The sequence below is a fragment of the Pelagibius sp. genome, from assembly GCF_028281305.1.
Lineage (GTDB): Bacteria > Pseudomonadota > Alphaproteobacteria > Kiloniellales > Kiloniellaceae > Pelagibius.
Map to the genome: position 1 here is coordinate 19281 of NZ_JANQKD010000016.1, position 17397 is coordinate 36677.

Sequence of the window (17397 nt, forward strand, 5' to 3'; positions counted from 1 at the left end):
GCCTACAGCACCGGCGCCAGAAGCCGCGACAGGCTGACCCCGAAGCGGAACCAGACCGATTTATCGTCCAGTTCGCCGGCTATGACCCGGCGGCTGACGGCAAAGTCAGCCAGAAGCATGGTCTTGACCTGATTCGCAAAGGCCGGGTCGAACACCACCAGTGAGACCTCGAAGTTCAGCCGGAAGGAGCGATTGTCGAGGTTTGCCGTCCCGACGCTTGCCAGATCGTCATCGATCAACAGCACTTTCTGGTGCAGAAACCCGGCCTCATAGCGGTAGATTTCGATGCCCGCACGTTCTGCCATCGGATAGTGGGCATAGCTGGCCCAGTCGACCCAGACGTGATCCGCTTTCTCCGGCAGCAGCAAGCGGACCTCAACGCCACGCAGCCGTGCGAGCTGCAAAGCGGCCAAGGTCTGCTCATCCGGCACGAAGTACGGACTGGCGATCCAGATCCGGTGCCGCGCGGTGGAGATGGCCTCCAGGAAAAAAAGTGCGCAACTGTCCCAGTAATCGGCAGGGCCGGTCGGCAGGATGAGAGCCGCGCTCTCGCCCATGGCTTCCGCCGGGTCCCAGTTCAGCGCCGGAACTTCGCGCGCCGCCCAGTACCAGTCCTCGACGAAAGCCAGTTGCAAAGCCTGGACGCATGGCCCGAAAAGGCGGACATGGGTGTCGCGCCAGGGGCTGAACTGCCTGTCCCGCCCAAGATACTCGTCGCCGAAGTTGAAGCCGCCGAGAAACGCCAGGGATCCATCGACCACCAGGATCTTGCGGTGGTTGCGGAAGTTCAACTGAAACCGGTTCACCGGGCCCTGGGTCGTCGAGAAGGCCCGAACGTTCACGCCCTCCTTGCGCAGGTCGGCGGTGTAGCGCGCCGGGAGGCCGTGGCTGCCGATCTCGTCATAGAGGAAACAGACGTTCACACCACGCCTGGACAGGCGGGCCAGACGGGCCTTGAGGTCACGGCCGAGATCGTCGTCACGCACCAGGTATGACTGCAGCAGGACGTAGCGCTCGGCTTGGTCCATGGCCTCGAACATGGCGCCGTAGGCAGCGCAGCCGTCCTGCAGCAGATCGATCCGGTTGCCTGCGGTCACCGGCATGCCGGCCAGTTCTTCCAGCACCCCCAGGCGCGCCCCACCGACACCCCCGCGATGCCCGACCGCCTGCGACAGGCGCTGACGCAGCTCGGCAGCAATGTGGTGGATCTGCAGGTCGCCGCTGCGCCTGGCAGCCACGTAGCCATGGAACTTTCCGCGACCGAAAATCCAGTACAGCGGCAGCGCAAGGTAGGGAAAGGTGATCAGTGAGATCGTCCAGGCCACTGCCCCCTGGGCGGTGCGCGTCCGCACGACCGCATGCAAGGCAGAGAACAGGCCGGAGAAGTGGATAAGGCCCGCCAGAAGGGCCAGGATGACCCAGGCATTCTCGCTCTGAAACACGGACAAGGACGTCACCGGACCTGTTCACATCGACGCATGCTTTTACCGCGCCGTCGCATCGACCGCAGCAAAAAGCGGTGCGGTCAGGCCTCTTCCTCGACCTTAGAGATCCTGGGCTGCGGTTTCGCGGCTGTCTCGAACCTCCAGCAGCGCAGCCTGGAGATCCTCTGTACGGGCCGGCTTACGCAAAGACTTGAATCCGTTTGCGGCGATCTCGCGCCGCGGTTCCACGCCCTGATCGGCGGTGACGATCAGCACCGGGACCTCTCGGCCGCAGAGGCGCCGCAGCCGGACCGCCACCTCAACCCCGGTGACATGATTGGGAAGCCTGTAATCCGCAACGATCAGGTCGATCGGCGCCTCGGCCGCCTGCAGCCGGACGCAGGCCTCGTCGTAGTCGGTGGCAACATGCACGCCACAGCCCCAGGACTGCAGGACCATGGCCATGCCCTTCTTGCTCTGCACATCGTCTTCAACGACAAGGACCTGAAGTCCCTCGGCCAGAAACGCTTCCTCGACCTTCTTTGGCACCGCCGGCAGCGGCCTGGCCGGACCCTCCGCGGCCTCCAATTCGACCGCGAACATGCTGCCCCGGCCAACGACGGAATCGACGATAATCTCATGCCCGAGAATGTCGGCCAGGCGCCGGACGATGGAAAGGCCCAAACCTACGCCTTTACGCCGGTCACGCGCCGGATTGTCCAGCTGGTGGAACTCCTCGAAGATGGCTTCGCGCTTGGATGCCGGAACGCCCGGCCCGGTGTCCCAGACTTCGATGCGGATCCGCCCGGCCCGGCGCCGGCAGCCGACCAGGACCTTGCCCGTCTGTGTATAGCGCAGCGCATTGGACATCAGATTGCCGAGGATCCGTTCCAGGAGGTCCGGATCGCTGTGGACCATCTGGCTGCTGGGCACCATCCGCAGCATCAGTCCACGGTCTTCCGCCTGATGGGCGTAAACCCTTTGGAGGCCGTCGAGCATCCGCTGAACTGCAACAGCCTGGAAGTGCCCCTCAAGCTGACCGGTCTCCAGTTCCGAGATGTCCAGTAGGGCATTCAGCAGACGACCTGCCGCCTCGGACGCCTCGCGAATGTCCGCAACGATATCGCTTACGTCGTCATCCTGGACCGTCGCTTCCAAAGCAGCCACGAACAGCTCAATGGCATGGAGGGGTTGGCGCAGGTCGTGGCTGGCAGCCGCAAGGAAACGGGTCTTGGCCTCATTCGCCGTCTCCGCTGCTTTGCGTGCCCTTTGCAGTTCGGTGATATCCGAAATGACACAGGCGGTGCCGCCGTCGCGGGTTCGCCGTTCGGTAATCAGAAGCGAGCGCCCGTCATTCCAGTCCTGCTGCAGAAAGCTCTCCGCCGCCCGATGATGGGCAAGGCGCTGCTGGACCCAGGCCTCGGCAGCCTCCGGATCGTCCAGACCGGGGACATAGCCATTCTTGACGTTGGTGCGAATGATGTCCTCAAAGGTGGCGCCCGGAACGATATGCGTGCCCCGATTTTCAGAGGGATGTCTGTAGGTTTGGTTGCAGAGAACGAGGCGGTCCTCGGCGTCGAACAGGGCGAAGCCCTCTGACAGACTTTCGATTGCGTCAATCAGGCGCGCTTCGGCCGCCTCTGCATGCCGCCGCGCCTCGATCTCCGCTGTCTCGTCCTCAGCCACGCCCCGATAGCCGCTGAAGCGGCCGCTGCGGTCATAGTGCGGCTTCCCGTTGATCCGCCAGTGATAGCGGTCTCCCTTGGCATCGGTGAAGGCCGCGCGCAGGTCGCGGATCGGGCGGCGCGCCCTGAAGTCCTCATGGAAGCCGCGCCAGTAGGGATCCTTGAGGATGTCGGCGCCGAAAAGTTCCCAAAGAGTACAGCCAACCGCCTCTTCAGCGCTCGGCCGCGACGGGCCGCTCGCCGTCTGAATGTCGAGAAAGGAGGAGATCCTCAGATCCTGGTCCATTTCCCAGAATCCGCCCGGCCCCGACTCGGCAAAGTCCTTGAACCGTTGTTCGCTGTCCTTCAGGGCATCTTCGGCTTGCACGCGCTCTGTGATATCGAGCCGGATCCCGATGAAGCCGCCCGCCTCCACAGGATGGTTGCGCGCTTCGATCCATCGGCCCTCGCTGGTTTTGGTGCGGAAGGTCGGATGGCTCATGACGTAGCGCGGCATCTCCTTCTGGCCCAGAGGCACCTCGTCCGCCGCCATAACCGAGAACTGGTCCCGGTCGAAGGCCAGCTTCATCAGATCGCTGTAGTCCGCACCGGGACAAATCTCCTCAGCCAGTCGCGGAAACAGCTCACGATACTTGCTGTTGCAGAGGATCAGCTTTCCGTCCGTGTCGTACCAGACGAAGCCATCGGTCATGCTCTCGATCGATTCGGACAGCAAAGCCTTGGTCCGCGCCGCTTCCAGCTCGCTCTGGAAGAGCGCCCGTTCGGCACGCTTGCGCTCCGTCATGTCGCTTCCGAGCGAAGCCAGACCGATGACGCCTCCTTTGGCATCGCGCCTGGGAAACTTGATGGTCAACACCGTCCGCTTGCCGCCTTTGGTCTGCACCACCTCTTCCTGGATCAACAAACGGCCGCTTTTCAGGACCTCCTGATCGGCCCGTCTGACCTTCTCGGCCCACTCGGAATTGGCGGATATCTCAGCCGGAAGGCGTCCGTAGATCTCTTGCGGCGTAAGGCCGTGGACTTCGCAGAGCTGACGGCTCACCGCCATGTAGCGGCCTTCGGAATCCTTGATGTTCATATAGAGCGGCGCATGCTCGAAAATCATGCGCAGGCACTCCTCGCTGTCCCGCAGGGCCTGCTCCACCTTGCGCCGCTGGGTCACGTCGGAGGAGATCGTGCCGATTCCCAAAAGGGCGCCGTTGCGCGAGATCACCGGGAACTTGATGGTGATAGCCTCAATGGCACCGTCCTGAAGCGGGATCGACTCCTCAAAAACAATCGGCTTGCGGTCTCCCAGAACCTCCCGATCAATGCGCAGGTTGCGCTCCACCCATTCATCCGCAACACCCAGGTCGGTGACTCGCTTGCCGGGGAGCTCCTCCCGCTTTTTCCCGTAGATCTCGGCAAAACGCTGGCTGGTCGCCACATAGCGGCCCTGCATGTCACGAAAGCACATTTCCATCGGCGAGTGCTCGAGCACGGCACCGAACTGTGCTTCGCTGAGGGTCAGGGCCGCCTTCAGGTCCTCAACGCTGTCCTGGAGTGTCAATGTGACGGACCATCCGGCACCGCTGCCCAGGGGCATGCCAAGGGGTGCCCACTCCAGGCGAAAGAGGCCGGCACCGCAATCGGGCCCCGCCAGCCTCGCTGTCTGGACGAAGGAGGAACCGAGCGAGAAGCCGGCAAAGCGGTCCTGCCCTCGGTCAGAATCAGGGTCATCACCAACTTCGGCCTCCAGGATCGAAGACAGGTCCGCCGGCTGCGCCGCAGAGGGCGTCAGACCGGTCAGATCAATAAAGGCCTGGTTGCCATAAATCAGCTGCGGTTCGTTGTCGCCCTCCCGCCAGGTCGCAACGGCAACCGGCAGCGGCAAGCGTTCCAGGACCCGCTCTGCGAAGTCCGGCAGGACCCACTGATCCTGGACTTGGGACTGTCCACCCACTTGCATGGCTTAGCTCAGCGATCTTCCCGTTTAAGCGTCTCTGCGCTGCGGATGTTGCTTCATGAGAGACTGCCGCGGCACCCGCTTCTGCCCCGGCGTGCGCTGATTCCGCCGGCAATGCTCCTGCATGATCCATCCAGCATCAAGAACCATAAAGGAACGGTTAACCATATTGAAGCGGCACAGGTTTCCGCTTAACGAAAGCGCAAGGCGTCCTGGGCGATGATTGACGCGGTCGATGATATCAAGGACGGGACGTATTTCCATGCCGAAGTACGACGTAATGCTTCAGCTTGACGACGATGAGCATCAGATCCACCTGGAGATTTACCAGCAGGTCGTCAGTGCCCACGAGCAGAGCGACGAAGAAGTCGTGCACCGGGCAAAGCAGCAGTTCCGCCACTGGGCCGAGGCGCGCGGGCCGGAATGGAAGTTCGTCGCCCTGCGCGTGCCCTTCGCGATGGTGACCGACAGCGAGATCAGAGTCACACCATAGCAGGCAGCAGCTTGGCCCCTACGGCCGCTCCACGACAAAACACGGCTGGCCGCGCGCGGTGAGGGTCGTACAGGCGTCCTCAGCCTGCACCTGAGAGGCGAATCCACCGGCCTGAACCCGGAAGAAGACCCCGCGGTCGCCCAGCTTGGCCTCTTCCACGACCAGCCGCAGCGGCCCCAGGACCTCGGGATAGCCGCGTTTCAGACGATCCCACTCGCCGGCCACTTTGGCCTGATCCTGGATCGCCGAGATCTGGACCAGAATGGTGCCCGGTGGCGCGTCCCAGAAGTCCGCCGGAGCATCGGAAACGGGCCCTGCGGAGGTTGCGGCCGGCGCAACCGGCGTGGGATTCTGCCCCGCTGCGCCGGGCGACAGCTTGGCCTGTGGTCCTGGCACCGGCTCAATGCCAGAAACGGGCCCAGACGCGGGCCCAGACGCGGGCCCGGGCGCCGGCTGAGGCGCTGCCTCCTGTGCCGACCCCGGCGCGGCAGCCTGTTCCTGAGAGGCTGGCGCCGGCACGGGCGCCGGTTCCACCGCGGCGACCTGCGTGGCTGGTGCCTGCGTCGGCATCGTCGGCGGCGGTGGCAGAGAGGGCCGCTGGCGCGCCGGTTTGGCCGCAGCCTCGACGGGCTCGGCTGTGCCGTCACCGCCCGCCGTGTCATCCGCCGCCTGCGCGGCAGCCGCAGGCACCTCTTGGGCCGCCCCCGCGCCCTGGGGCGGCAAGGCTTCAGCACTGACCGTCTCGACGGGCGCAGCCGCCACTCTTGGCGGCGCGATGGAGGGCGCCGCAGGCGCTCCCCCGGAGCGCCCCTGAGCCTCCAGGAGGCGCTGGCGGGCGCGCTCACGGATCAGTTCAGCCTCGGTCGGCGGGCGCTCGGAAGACTGGGCGCTTTCGAAGGTCAGACGCTCGGCGCTGTAGGTTCGGGGTTGATCCTCGGCGACCAACCCCTCGGCAAGCTGCTCACGCTCGAACTGCCGCTCGCCGCCGTCGAAATCCAGATCTCTTGACCAGGCTTGAGGCTCGCTGGGCTGCGGCGGTGGCGGGGCTTGACGCTGCGCCTCTGGAACCAGCGCCGGGTCGGAGTCCGGCGGCGGGCCCATCTCTATGGTGCAGGCGCCCAGAACGGCCACGCACAGGCCGCCCGTCAGGCCTGTGGTCAGCAGACCGCGAATCAGTCCCTTTCGACGGCGCTTCGACCGGCGAGCCGGATCTGCGCCAAATGTCCTTGCAACCCCCTTGTCCATAAGGGGGAAGGTACGACCCTGCGAGGGCGCCGACAAGGGCTTGCAGCAGCGCGTCAGTGGGGCAAAAGCGTTAACCTTGCGGGGCCGCGGAACCCGGCGCCCTACTCCGCTGCGGGACTGGCCGGCTCATCCGGCTGAACGATCACGGGCTGCATCTCCTGGAAGGTCTCAACCGAGAGATGGCAGGCGATCTGGTGCCCGGGCGACGGCTCGTAGACCGGCGGAGCCTGGGTCTCGCAGACGTCCCCGATCTTCCGCGGGCAGCGGGTGTTGAAGGGGCAGCCCGTCGGCGGATTGGTGACCGACGGCAGGTTGCCTTCAAGAATGATCCGCTTCTTCTCGATGGAGGTATCCGCGATCGGCACGGCCGAAAGCAGCGCCTCAGTGTAGGGGTGATAAGGCGGCGTAAACACCTCGTCGGTCGTCCCCTGCTCGACGATGTTGCCCAGGTACATCACCACCACGCGGTCCGCCAGATAGCGCACCAGGCTGAGATCGTGGCTAATGAACAGCAAGGTCGTCCGATAGGTCTTCTGGATGTCCATAAGCAGCCCCGTCACCGCCGCCTGCACGGAGACATCGAGAGCCGAGACCGGTTCGTCGGCGACCACAGTGGAGGGATTGCCGGCGAAGGCGCGCGCGATTCCGACGCGTTGCTTCTGGCCGCCGGAAAGCTGGCGCGGCCGCCGCCGTGCAAACTCACGGGGCAGCTTCACGAGGTCGAGCAGTTCCATAACCCGCGCCTCGACCTTGTCCTTGTCGGTGTGAACGCCGAACTTGCGGATCACCCGGGCGAGCTGAGAGCCCACCGTGTGGCTGGGGTTCAAGGTATCGAAGGGGTTCTGAAAGACCATCTGCATGGAGCCGATCTGCTCCGGCGAGCGGTTCTGGACCTCTTCCTGCGAGATGTCCTTGCCGTTGAACACCACCTTCCCTTCGGTGGCGGTCTCCAGGCCCATCAGGACTTTGGCGAAGGTGGACTTGCCGCAGCCCGACTCGCCGACGATCGCGACCGTTTCGCAGGCGCGGGCATCGAAGGAGATGCTCTCGTTGGCCTTCACGTGACGCACCCGATTGCCTTTGACCATCGCGGCGATCGAGTTGTCCGTCACCTCGTAGTACTTCTTCATGTTGTCGATGGAGAGCACGACTTCGCCCGCCTCCATCTCGCTCGCCCCGACGCCTTCGGGGTTGTAGCTGTCCCAGTCAATCTGCTGCCAGCGCCGGCAACGGACGCTGTGGCCCGGCTCGTTCGGGACCTCCGTCATGTGGAGGCCCTCCTGGTCGCAGGTGCCGGCCTGGAAGAAATCGCAGCGCGGCCCGAAATAACAGCCCTGGGGCCGCTGATGGGGCAGCGGCAGCTGGCCGCGGATCGGCACCAGTGGGCGCGCGGTCTTGTCGGCGCCGGGCAAGGGAATGCAGCCGAACAGCCCCTTCGTATAAGGGTGGCGCATGTGGTCGAAAACTTCACTCACCGATCCATGTTCGACCACGACACCGGAATACATGACGTTGACTCGGTTGCAGGTCGCCAGGATCAGGCCGAGGTTGTGCGAGATGTAGACCATGGAGGTGTTAAAGCGGCCGGCGATCTCGCCGATGAGTTCTACGATGCCGGCCTCCACCGTCACGTCGAGCGCGGTCGTCGGCTCGTCCAGCAGCAGCAGCGAGGGATTGGACAGCAGCGCCATGGCGATGACCACACGCTGCTGCTGGCCCCCCGAGATCTGGTGCGGATAGGCGGCCATAACGCGTTCGGGGTCCGGCAGCTTGACGTCGGCCAGTATCTGCCGCGCGCGCTCGTAAGCTTCCTTCTCGCTGATGTTCTCGTGGCAAAGCGGCACCTCCATCAACTGGCGCCCCAGGGTCATGCTGGGGTTCAACGAGGCCATGGGCTCCTGATAGACCATGGAGATCTCGTTCCCGCGCAGCTGACGCAATTCCTCCGGGCTGAGGGTCGAGAGGTCGCGGCCCTTGTAGAGCACCTGGCCGCCGACGATGGCGCCGTTCTTGCCCAGGTACTGCATGATCGCCATGGCGACCGTCGATTTGCCGCAGCCGGACTCGCCGACCAGGCCGATCGACTCGCCCTGATGGAGGGTCATGTTGAAGTCGATGACCGCCGGGATCTCGCCGGCCCTGGTGAAGTAGGAAATGCAGAGATCCCTGCATTCCAGCACCGGGCCGTCGTAGGTGTTGCTGCCGTTCTCCATGATGCCTTCTCCCTAGTCCCGCAGCGAGACTTCGCGCAGGCCGTCGGCCAGCAGGTTGAACCCCAGGACCAGCGACGAGATGGCGATACAGGGGAAGATCGCCATGTGCGGCATGAACTGGATGAAGGCCCTGGCTTCGGTGATCATCTTGCCCCAGTCCGGATCGGGCGGCGGCAAGCCGAGACCGAGAAAGCCCAGGGTGCCGATGGTGATGATCACGTAGCCCAGACGCAGGCAGCCATCGACAATGAGCGGTCCCCGCGCGTTCGGCAGGATTTCGACCAGCATGATGCGCCAGGCCGACTCACCGCGGGTTTCCGCCGCGAAGACGTACTCCCGGTTCCGCAGGTCCAGCACCAGCCCGCGAACGATACGCATGATGCCCGGCGCCGAGGCGAAGGTAACGGCGATGATGATGTTGATCCCCGAGGCGCCGATGGTGGCGATGATGATGATGTAGAGCACCAGCACCGGGAACGAGAGAATGACGTTGGCGATGAACGACAGGACATCGTCCGTCAGCCCGCGGCGATAGCCCGCCGCCAGGCCCATCGGGATCCCCACCGCATAGGCGCAGAGCGTCGCCAGAGGCGCGTAGAGCAGCACCTGGCGCGAGCCGTGAATGATGCGCGAGAGAATGTCGCGGCCCAGCTGGTCGGTTCCCAGCCAGTGAGTCCCGCTGCCGTCCAGTGCGGGTCCGCCCGGCAGGGTCATCGGCGCCCCCGTCGCGTTGGGCGGGAACGGTGCGATGACGTCCGCAAGAAGAGCAACGACCGCCCAGAACACGATGATGCCAAGACCCACCATGCCGACCCAGCTCTCACGGATCAGCGCGGCGCCCTTGATCAGGCGCAGGATCGCCGGTTCCCGGCGCATCGACGATATGGCTTGATCCGTCATTGCGCCCTCCTAGCTGAACCGGATACGGGGATTGAGGTAGGTGTAGCCGATATCGGCCAGGGTCTGCGTGCCCACGGCAACGAAGACCGCCACCATGGCACAGGCCTCGATCAGGAAGATGTCCTGGTTCAGCGAGGCCTCCAGCAGGAGCGACCCGAACCCCTTATAGGCGAAGAAAACCTCGACCACGATCACACCCGAGAGCAGCCAGTTGATCTGCAGCATGATGACCGTGAAAGGTGCAATAAGCGCGTTGCGCAGCGCGTGCTTGCGGATCACCGCGCCATAGGGCAGCCCCTTCAAGACAGCCGTGCGGATATAGTGCGTCATCATGACCTCGGCCATGGAGGCGCGGGTCATGCGCGCGATATAGCCGAAGTCATAGAGCACCAGCACCATGATGGGCAGGATCAGCTGGGTCCAGTCGAACCCGGAAGACATGGAACTGGTGCCGGGAAGCCCCCAGCCGATAGCCTGGGGAAGGTAGAAAACGAAAAGCGCCGAGAGCAAAGGCGCGGAGGCGAACTCCGGCACCGAGGTGGTGACAATGGAGCCGACCGAGACTGTCCGGTCCGTGCCGGAGCCCTCGCGCATGCCGGCAAGGACGCCCAGGAACAGCCCGATGAGCGAGGCGATCAGGAGCGCCCAGAAACCGAGGATTGCGGTGTTCCAGATGCGCTCCGGCAGGATTTCCGACACCGGAACCTTGAAGCGAACGGAATCCCCGAAATCGCCAACCACAGCGTTGCCGAGCCAGCGCGCATAGCGCACCGGCAGCGGGTCGAAGTACCCGTTGTTCTCCAGCCAGATCTCCCGCTGCTGGTCGGAGCTGTAGGCGCCGAGCACCTTGACGGCGACCCCTTCGACGTTGATCTCCAGCAGCAGGAACAAAAGGAGCGACACGACAAGCATGGTCAACACCATGGTCCCGATGCGTCGCGCTATAAATATCAGCATCGCTTCCTAGCCTTCCCGTCCCCCGACGCGGCCCCCCGGCTGTTGTCTGCGCTCTCTGGCCGTCCCGGTCATACGAAGCGGTGGCGCGGCGCTGCCCCGCCACAAAAGAAAGGGGCCGCAACGTCCCTCCGTTGCGGCCCCACAAACCTCACGCCAGCCAGACCGTGTTGAACTGGTGATAGCGTGTCGGATGAGTGCTGTAGCCCTTGACGTTGTCGCGCGCGGCAGTGAAGACCGAGCGGAAGAAGGGCTGCACCATGACGGCGTCGTCCTGGAGGATCTGCTCGACCTTCACCATGGCCTTGCGGCGTTCCTCCACATCCAGGATCGACTCGGCCGCTTCAAGCGCCGCGTCGAACTCCGGATTGCTGTAGCTCGACTCGTTCCAGGGCACGCCCGAACGGTAGGCCAGGGCCAGCGCCATGGTGCCGAGCGGACGGTGGGTCCAGGAGGTGATGCTGAAAGGAGCCTTGTCCCAGACCTCCCAGTACTGCGCCGCCGGCATCACATTGATGTTGATGTCGATCCCGGCCTCGGCGACCTGTTCCTTCAGCACCTGCAGGGAGTCCTGTTCCCAGGTGCCTTCGGTGTTGCCGACGTTACAGGTGACCTTAATGCCGTCCGCATAGCCGGCTTCCGCCAGCAAGGCCTTGGCCTTGGCCACGTCCCGCTTCAGTGGCGGCAGTTCCGCATACTCCGGGTGCACCTGGGAAACATGGTGGTTCTCACCCATCGCCCCGAGGCTGCGGTAGGCCAGCTTCAGGATCTGATCGTTGTCGGCAGCGGCAACCATGGCCTTGCGCACCAGCGGATTGTCGAAGGGCGCTTCCGTCACCTTCATGCGGATCACGCCCGTCTGGGCCGTGACGACCTGGGAGATGAAGACACCGGGCACACGCTCCGCAATCTCGATCGTGGAGATGTCGAGGTTGTAAAGCGCATCGACCTGACCCGAAGCGAGTGCGGCAATGCCCGCCGAAGCATCCTGGCCGGTGTCGATGTAGTGGATCTCGTCGAGATAGACCTCGCCACCCCAGTAGGGCTCGCTGCGCTTGCGCAGAACGCACTTCTCGCCGACCGCAAAGTCGGCCAGCTCGAACGCGCCGGTGCCCACCGGGTTCTTGGACAGATCACCGCCGTCTTTCGTGAAGTTCCGGTGCACAATCGCGGTCGGATAGTTGTAGAGGTTCTCCGGCATCGAGAGCACCGGCGAATTCAGACGCACGCGCACGGTGTGGTCATCGACTTTCTCGACCGCACCTTCGGTCATGCGCTTGCCCATCTTGGGGTTGCCGGCGTCGTCTTTCTCGCCGGTGTCGTAGTCCTCGGTCATGGCCGAGAACAGGCCGAGGTTCGACGATCCCGTCGCCGGATCGAGCCAGCGGGTGAAATTGAAGACCACGTCGTCGGCGTTGAAGTCGTCGCCGTTGCTCCACTTGACGCCCCGGCGCAGGTTGAAGGTCCAGGTCTTCAGATCGTCCGAAGCTTCCCAGCTTTCGGCCAGATAGGGCCGCGTGATGTTGTCGTTGCCGGTGATCGTCAGGTACTCGACGATGTGGCGCGCCTGATTGGACATCTCGGTCCAGTCGTAGGTGGCCGGATCGACCATCTGCTGGACCTGCATGGCAACCCGCAGCACGCCGCCCTTCTTCGGTGTTTCCGCAGCGGCTTCCTTGAACATCCCGCCGGTCGGGTCGCCGGCGAAGGCATAGGCGGAGGCGGCCGACACGCCGAGGAACGCGCTGAGACGCACGAACTCGCGACGGTCCATCTTGCCGCTCTTGAACTGCTCACAGAGCGTCTCGACGCCCGGATGGAGCGGCTTACCGTTGATGGTCTCTAACTCTTTGGTCATATGCATGTCTCCCTGATGATCTTGTGTCGGAGCCTGCCGGCGGCCGCGCATGTTCAGCCCGTGGCCCAGTCTGGTCCAGATAATCCTCCACCGCTCCCCGCGTAGTCTACCCGTGCGGAAGCCGCGGGTGAATTCTACAATCCGGATCGGTGGATTCCTGTCATAACCGTGTTCAAGTGCTCCCAATCGGCTTGGTGCAACCCGACGGGCAGAACAAACGACATGGTTGTCGCCGCGCTGGAGATGTTCAGCTGCGCCGCATGACGGTGTTTTCGTTGCCGTTTGCGCCGTTTGCCGCAGTCCTGCGGCGCCCACCGTTAACGCCCTTGCTCTGACCGCTGGACTGACTGTGTCAGCGGGTGTCCGCAAACCCCGGGTTTTCCCTGTTCCTCAAAAAAGCTTCTCTTTAGTTGTGCCGCCACAAACCTTCCCTGGGCGGCTTGCTGGCTCGTTTTTGTCGTTTTCAACCAAAAGCCTAGCAAACTTTATCGTCGCCCGAAACCCGCGAGTTGTAGGTTTGCGACAGTCCCTGAGCCATAAGCGACCCTCCTCCGGGGACGCTGGGCGGCCCCGTGCGCGCCCTGCCCCACAGGCGCCTCCCCCGTGGAGGCCTCCCGGAACGCACCTGCTAGCGGCTCTCGGTCGTGACCACCTGGACTTCGCTCTCGAGTGTCCGGTGAACGGGGCAGCGGTCCGCAATCGCCAGCATGCGTTGACGCTGGCTCTCATCCAGATCGCCGGTGATCTCGATCGTGCGCTCGATGCGGTCGATCTTGCCGTCCTTGGTTTCGCATTCCTCGCAGTCGACCGCGTGAATCTTCTCGTGGGTCAGCGTGACCCGCACCGTCTCGAGCGGCAGCTTCTTATGCTCTGCATACATCCTGATGGTCATGGAGGTACAGGCCCCCAGTCCCGCCAGCACCAGGTCATAGGGCGAGGGTCCGGAATCGAGGCCGCCATAGCTTTCCGGCTCGTCGGCGCGCAACTGGTGTGGCCCGGCGGCGATCGCCTGGGTGAAGCGGCCCTCCCCGGTCTCCTCGACCACAACGGTCCCATCCTTGGCCCGCGGCGGCGCAGTCTTGCCATCGTTACCCAGGTAGCGTGCAGCCCAGGCACCCAAGACCTGGGCGACGTAAATGGCGTCTTCCTTGCGGCTGAGCAGATGATCGGCATCGTCCAGCGAGACAAAGCTCTTCGGGTGCTTGGCGGCGGTGAAGATCTTCCCGGCGTTGTCGATGCCGACAGTCTGGTCGCGGGGCGCATGAAACACGATGAGGGCTTTCTTCATGCCTGCGATGGCGGCTTCCAGGCGCTGCGCCTCGATGTCCTCAAGGAACTGCTTCTTGATGCGGAAAGGGCGGCCGACCAAGAGGACCTCCGCCTCTCCGGCGGCCTCGATCTCCTCGCGCGCTTCGGTGAAATGATGCGCCACATGGGCCGGCTCCGCAGGGGCGCCGATGGTGGCCACGGCCACCGCCTCCGGCACCTGGCCCGCCGCCGCCAAGACCGCCGCGCCGCCCAGGCTGTGGCCAATGATGAGCTTCGGCGCCTGCCGCGTCTCCCGCAGATAATCGGCGGCCCGGACCAGATCGCCGACATTCGATGAAAAGTTGGTGTTGGCGAAATCGCCTTCACTGGCGCCGAGGCCGGTAAAGTCGAAGCGCAAGACGGCGATGCCCTGCTCTGCCAGGGCCCCGGCAATGCGCGCCGCGGCAAAGATGTCCTTGGTGCAGGTGAAGCAATGGGCAAACAAGGCATAGGCTCGGGGCGGACCGGCCGGGAGTTCCAGGCGTGCCGCCAGCATCTCTCCGCCCGCACCCGGAAAGGTCAGTTTCTCACTCTTCATCGCCATGCGTCCCGTCTCCCAGATCTGCCGGATTGGCGGGTTCCCGATCACCCGCAGTCCTGCGGATCCGACCATGATGCCTGTGTCTTTGGCAAGGCTGCCGGCGGGAAGCCGTGAAAGCGGTTTGGCCAAGCATCGCCGCTCGACTATGGTCCCGCTGGCTCTCACTGCCTGACATGGCGGTAGGCAAACGAACCGGTCCGCAACGTTTCAGGAAGACAGGCATGAGCAAAGCCGGCGATCGCGCAAACCCCCGCCTGCGGCCCGACGAGCGCATCGAGATCATCGAAAGGACCACGCCCTTCAAAGGCTATTTCCAGGTCGACCGTTACCGTCTGCGCCATCGCAAGTTCGATGGCGGCTGGACCGACGAGATGGCGCGGGAGATCTTCGAACGCGGCCATGCCGCAGCCGTGCTGCTCTACGATCCAAAGATGGATCACGTGGTTTTGATCGAGCAGTTCCGCCTCGGCGCCCATACGGCAGGCCTGGAGCCCTGGCTCATCGAGGTGGTGGCGGGAATCATCGATCCCGGCGAAACCGCCGAAGCGGTGGTGCGGCGCGAGGCGGTCGAGGAGGCCGGCTGCGAAATCACCGCGCTCCACCCCATCGGCCAGTTCCTGGCCACGCCCGGCGGCTCCTCGGAAAGCCTTGTGATCTTCTGCGGCCGGGTCGACGCCTCCAAGGCCGGGGGTATCCACGGCCTCGACCATGAAGGCGAGGATATCCGCGTGCTGCCCATGAGCCGCGCGGCGGCCGAACAGAAGCTCGCCGAGGGAGCGATCCTCAACATGACCGCCGTCCTGGCCCTGCAATGGCTGGCCTTGAATTACACTGAACTTATGCGTATTTGGAAGTAATCTACGGCGCTATAGTGCGAATAGGGCCGTGCCGCCGCGCTTTCCCGGGCCGGCGGGCGGTTTTGCATGCCGGTTAACCTCTCCCGGGCGGGGAGTCCCAAGGTCGGGGAAGCCAACAAGGAAAACAGAGACATGGATGTCTGCGACGGATTTGTCGGTGCCATCGGCAATACGCCCCTCATTCGCCTGCGCAAGCTCTCAGAGGAGACCGGCTGCGAGATCCTGGGCAAGGCCGAGTTCCTGAACCCAGGCGGCTCGGTGAAGGACCGCGCCGCCTGGGCCATCATCAAGGACGCCGAGGAGCGCGGCGTCTTGCGTCCCGGCGGGACCATCGTCGAGGGCACCGCCGGCAACACCGGGATCGGCCTGGCTCTGGTGGCCCGCGCGCGGGGCTATCGCACGGTGATCGTTATCCCAGACACCCAAAGCCAGGAGAAGAAGGACATCCTGCGGATCTCGGGAGCCGAGCTCCGAGAGGTGCCGGCCGTGCCCTACCGCGACCCGGAGAACTACGTCCATGTCTCGGAGCGCCTGGCCAAGGAGCTGGCCGAAAGCGACCCGAACGGGGCAATCTGGGCCCAGCAGTTCGACAACACCGCCAACCGGCGCGGCCACTACGAGACGACAGGGCCGGAAATCTGGGACCAGACCGACGGCACGGTGGACGGCTTTGTCTGCGCCGTCGGGACCGGCGGGACCCTGGCGGGGGTCTCCGCGGCGCTGAAGGAGCGCAACAAGAACGTCGCCATCGGCCTGGCCGACCCCATGGGGGCGGCGCTTTACCACTACTATGCCCACGGCGAGCTGAAGGCCGAGGGCAGTTCCATAAGCGAAGGCATCGGCCAGGGCCGCATCACAGCCAACCTTGAAGAGGCGGAGATCGACCATCCCTTTCAGATCCCGGACAGCGAGGCGATCCCCGTGGTCTTCGACCTGCTGGAGCACGAGGGGCTCTGCCTCGGCGCCTCCAGTGGCATTAACGTGGCCGGCGCCCTTCGGCTCGCCAGGGAGTTGGGCCCGGGCCACCGAATCGTTACAATTCTCTGCGACGGCGGGCTGCGCTATCAGAGCAAGCTTTTCAACCCGGCCTTCTTGCGCGAAAAAGGTCTGCCGGTCCCGGAATGGCTGTCCTGGCGCGGCTGAGCCACCGCGATCCTTGCACCAGTCCTCCGCGGACGGCACCGGCCCGTAAAGAGGCCCCGTGAAGGAAGATCGGAGAAGGTCAGGCAAGGAACGACGAGGACGATGGATCTGCTTTTTCGCGACGACCCCTATCTGAAGTCTTGTGAGGCGACCGTGGTGTCCGCCGGCCCCGAGGGCCTGCGCCTGGACCGGACGGTCTTCTATCCCATGGGCGGTGGCCAGCCGGGCGATACCGGCCGGCTGGAACTCGCCGACGGCAGCGTGCTGAAGGTCGTCGACACCCGCAAGGGCGAGACCCACGAAGATGTCGTGCATGTTCTGGAAGACGGCGCCGCCCTTCCCGCCCCCGGCACGGCCGTCACGGCGGAGATCGACTGGGAGCGGCGCCACCGCCTGATGCGCATGCACACCTGCCTGCACCTGCTGTGCTCCGTCATCACCGGCGACGTCACCGGCGGCCAGATCGGTGACGGCAAGGGCCGGCTGGACTTCAATCTTCCGGACACGCAGCTGGACAAGGAAGCGATCACCGCGGCGCTGAACCGCCTGGTGGAGGAGAATCACGCTGTCACTCCCCGCTGGATCAGCGATGCCGACCTGGCCGCGCAGCCGGATCTCGTGCGCACCATGTCGGTCAAGCCGCCGAGCGGCAGCGGCCAGGTGCGGCTGCTGGACATCCCCGGCGTCGATCTGCAGCCCTGCGGCGGCACCCACGTAGCGCGTACGGGAGAGATCGGCAGGGTCCGGGTCGGCAAGATCGAGAACAAGGGGCGGCAGAACCGCCGCGTCAACATCCTCTTCGACCAGTGACACCGCCGTCACGGCATCCCC

The 17397-nt window shown here is 64.5% G+C and carries 12 protein-coding genes; 4 read left to right on the top strand and 8 right to left on the bottom strand.

Translation table 11 applies throughout. The features are described 5' to 3' along the window. Window positions 1–2: 2 nt before the first annotated feature. Both cls and Q0982_RS04075 read right to left on the bottom strand, forming a co-directional pair. Entirely contained in the window at window positions 3–1457 is a 1455-nt protein-coding gene (gene cls / locus Q0982_RS04070; protein WP_299392006.1) for a cardiolipin synthase, read from the bottom strand. A gap of 87 nt (window positions 1458–1544) precedes the next feature. Beyond that, window positions 1545–5057 carry a PAS domain S-box protein gene (locus tag Q0982_RS04075; protein WP_299392009.1) on the bottom strand — a complete coding sequence of 1171 codons (3513 nt, stop codon included), beginning with the start codon at window positions 5055–5057 and terminating at the stop codon, window positions 1545–1547. 259 nt (window positions 5058–5316) lie between these two features. Here Q0982_RS04075 and Q0982_RS04080 point away from each other — a divergent pair, with 259 nt between their 5' ends. Next, window positions 5317–5547 carry a hypothetical protein gene (locus Q0982_RS04080; protein ID WP_299392011.1) on the top strand — a complete coding sequence of 77 codons (231 nt, stop codon included), beginning with the start codon at window positions 5317–5319 and terminating at the stop codon, window positions 5545–5547. 18 nt (window positions 5548–5565) lie between these two features. On the opposite strand, the gene Q0982_RS04085 is transcribed toward Q0982_RS04080, so the two are convergent. From Q0982_RS04085 to Q0982_RS04110, 6 genes are all read right to left on the bottom strand, one after another. Continuing rightward, window positions 5566–6678: an SPOR domain-containing protein gene (locus Q0982_RS04085; RefSeq protein WP_299392013.1), complete on the bottom strand. Its 1113-nt coding sequence runs from the start codon at window positions 6676–6678 to the stop codon at window positions 5566–5568. Between the two features lie 215 nt (window positions 6679–6893). Continuing rightward, window positions 6894–9005: an ABC transporter ATP-binding protein gene (locus tag Q0982_RS04090; RefSeq protein ID WP_299392015.1), complete on the bottom strand. Its 2112-nt coding sequence runs from the start codon at window positions 9003–9005 to the stop codon at window positions 6894–6896. 12 nt (window positions 9006–9017) lie between these two features. Then, window positions 9018–9905, bottom strand: a complete 888-nt coding sequence (locus tag Q0982_RS04095; RefSeq protein ID WP_299392016.1) for an ABC transporter permease — start codon at window positions 9903–9905, stop codon at window positions 9018–9020. Between the two features lie 9 nt (window positions 9906–9914). After that, on the bottom strand, window positions 9915–10862 hold the full coding sequence (locus tag Q0982_RS04100) for an ABC transporter permease (protein WP_299392018.1): 948 nt from the start codon (window positions 10860–10862) through the stop codon (window positions 9915–9917). A gap of 148 nt (window positions 10863–11010) precedes the next feature. After that, window positions 11011–12717 (bottom strand): ABC transporter substrate-binding protein, encoded by a 1707-nt coding sequence (locus Q0982_RS04105; RefSeq protein ID WP_299392020.1) that lies wholly within the window; start codon window positions 12715–12717, stop codon window positions 11011–11013. A 628-nt stretch (window positions 12718–13345) separates the two neighbouring features. Beyond that, window positions 13346–14569 (bottom strand): alpha/beta fold hydrolase, encoded by a 1224-nt coding sequence (locus Q0982_RS04110; protein ID WP_322096944.1) that lies wholly within the window; start codon window positions 14567–14569, stop codon window positions 13346–13348. A 218-nt stretch (window positions 14570–14787) separates the two neighbouring features. Here Q0982_RS04110 and Q0982_RS04115 point away from each other — a divergent pair, with 218 nt between their 5' ends. The 3 genes from Q0982_RS04115 to Q0982_RS04125 all read left to right on the top strand — a co-directional run bounded on the left by Q0982_RS04115 (window position 14788) and on the right by Q0982_RS04125 (window position 17376). After that, window positions 14788–15423 carry an NUDIX domain-containing protein gene (locus Q0982_RS04115; RefSeq protein WP_299392023.1) on the top strand — a complete coding sequence of 212 codons (636 nt, stop codon included), beginning with the start codon at window positions 14788–14790 and terminating at the stop codon, window positions 15421–15423. Between the two features lie 132 nt (window positions 15424–15555). Next, window positions 15556–16566 (top strand): cysteine synthase A, encoded by a 1011-nt coding sequence (locus Q0982_RS04120; protein ID WP_299392025.1) that lies wholly within the window; start codon window positions 15556–15558, stop codon window positions 16564–16566. Between the two features lie 102 nt (window positions 16567–16668). Further along, on the top strand, window positions 16669–17376 hold the full coding sequence (locus Q0982_RS04125; RefSeq protein ID WP_299392029.1) for an alanyl-tRNA editing protein: 708 nt from the start codon (window positions 16669–16671) through the stop codon (window positions 17374–17376). Window positions 17377–17397: the final 21 nt, after the last annotated feature.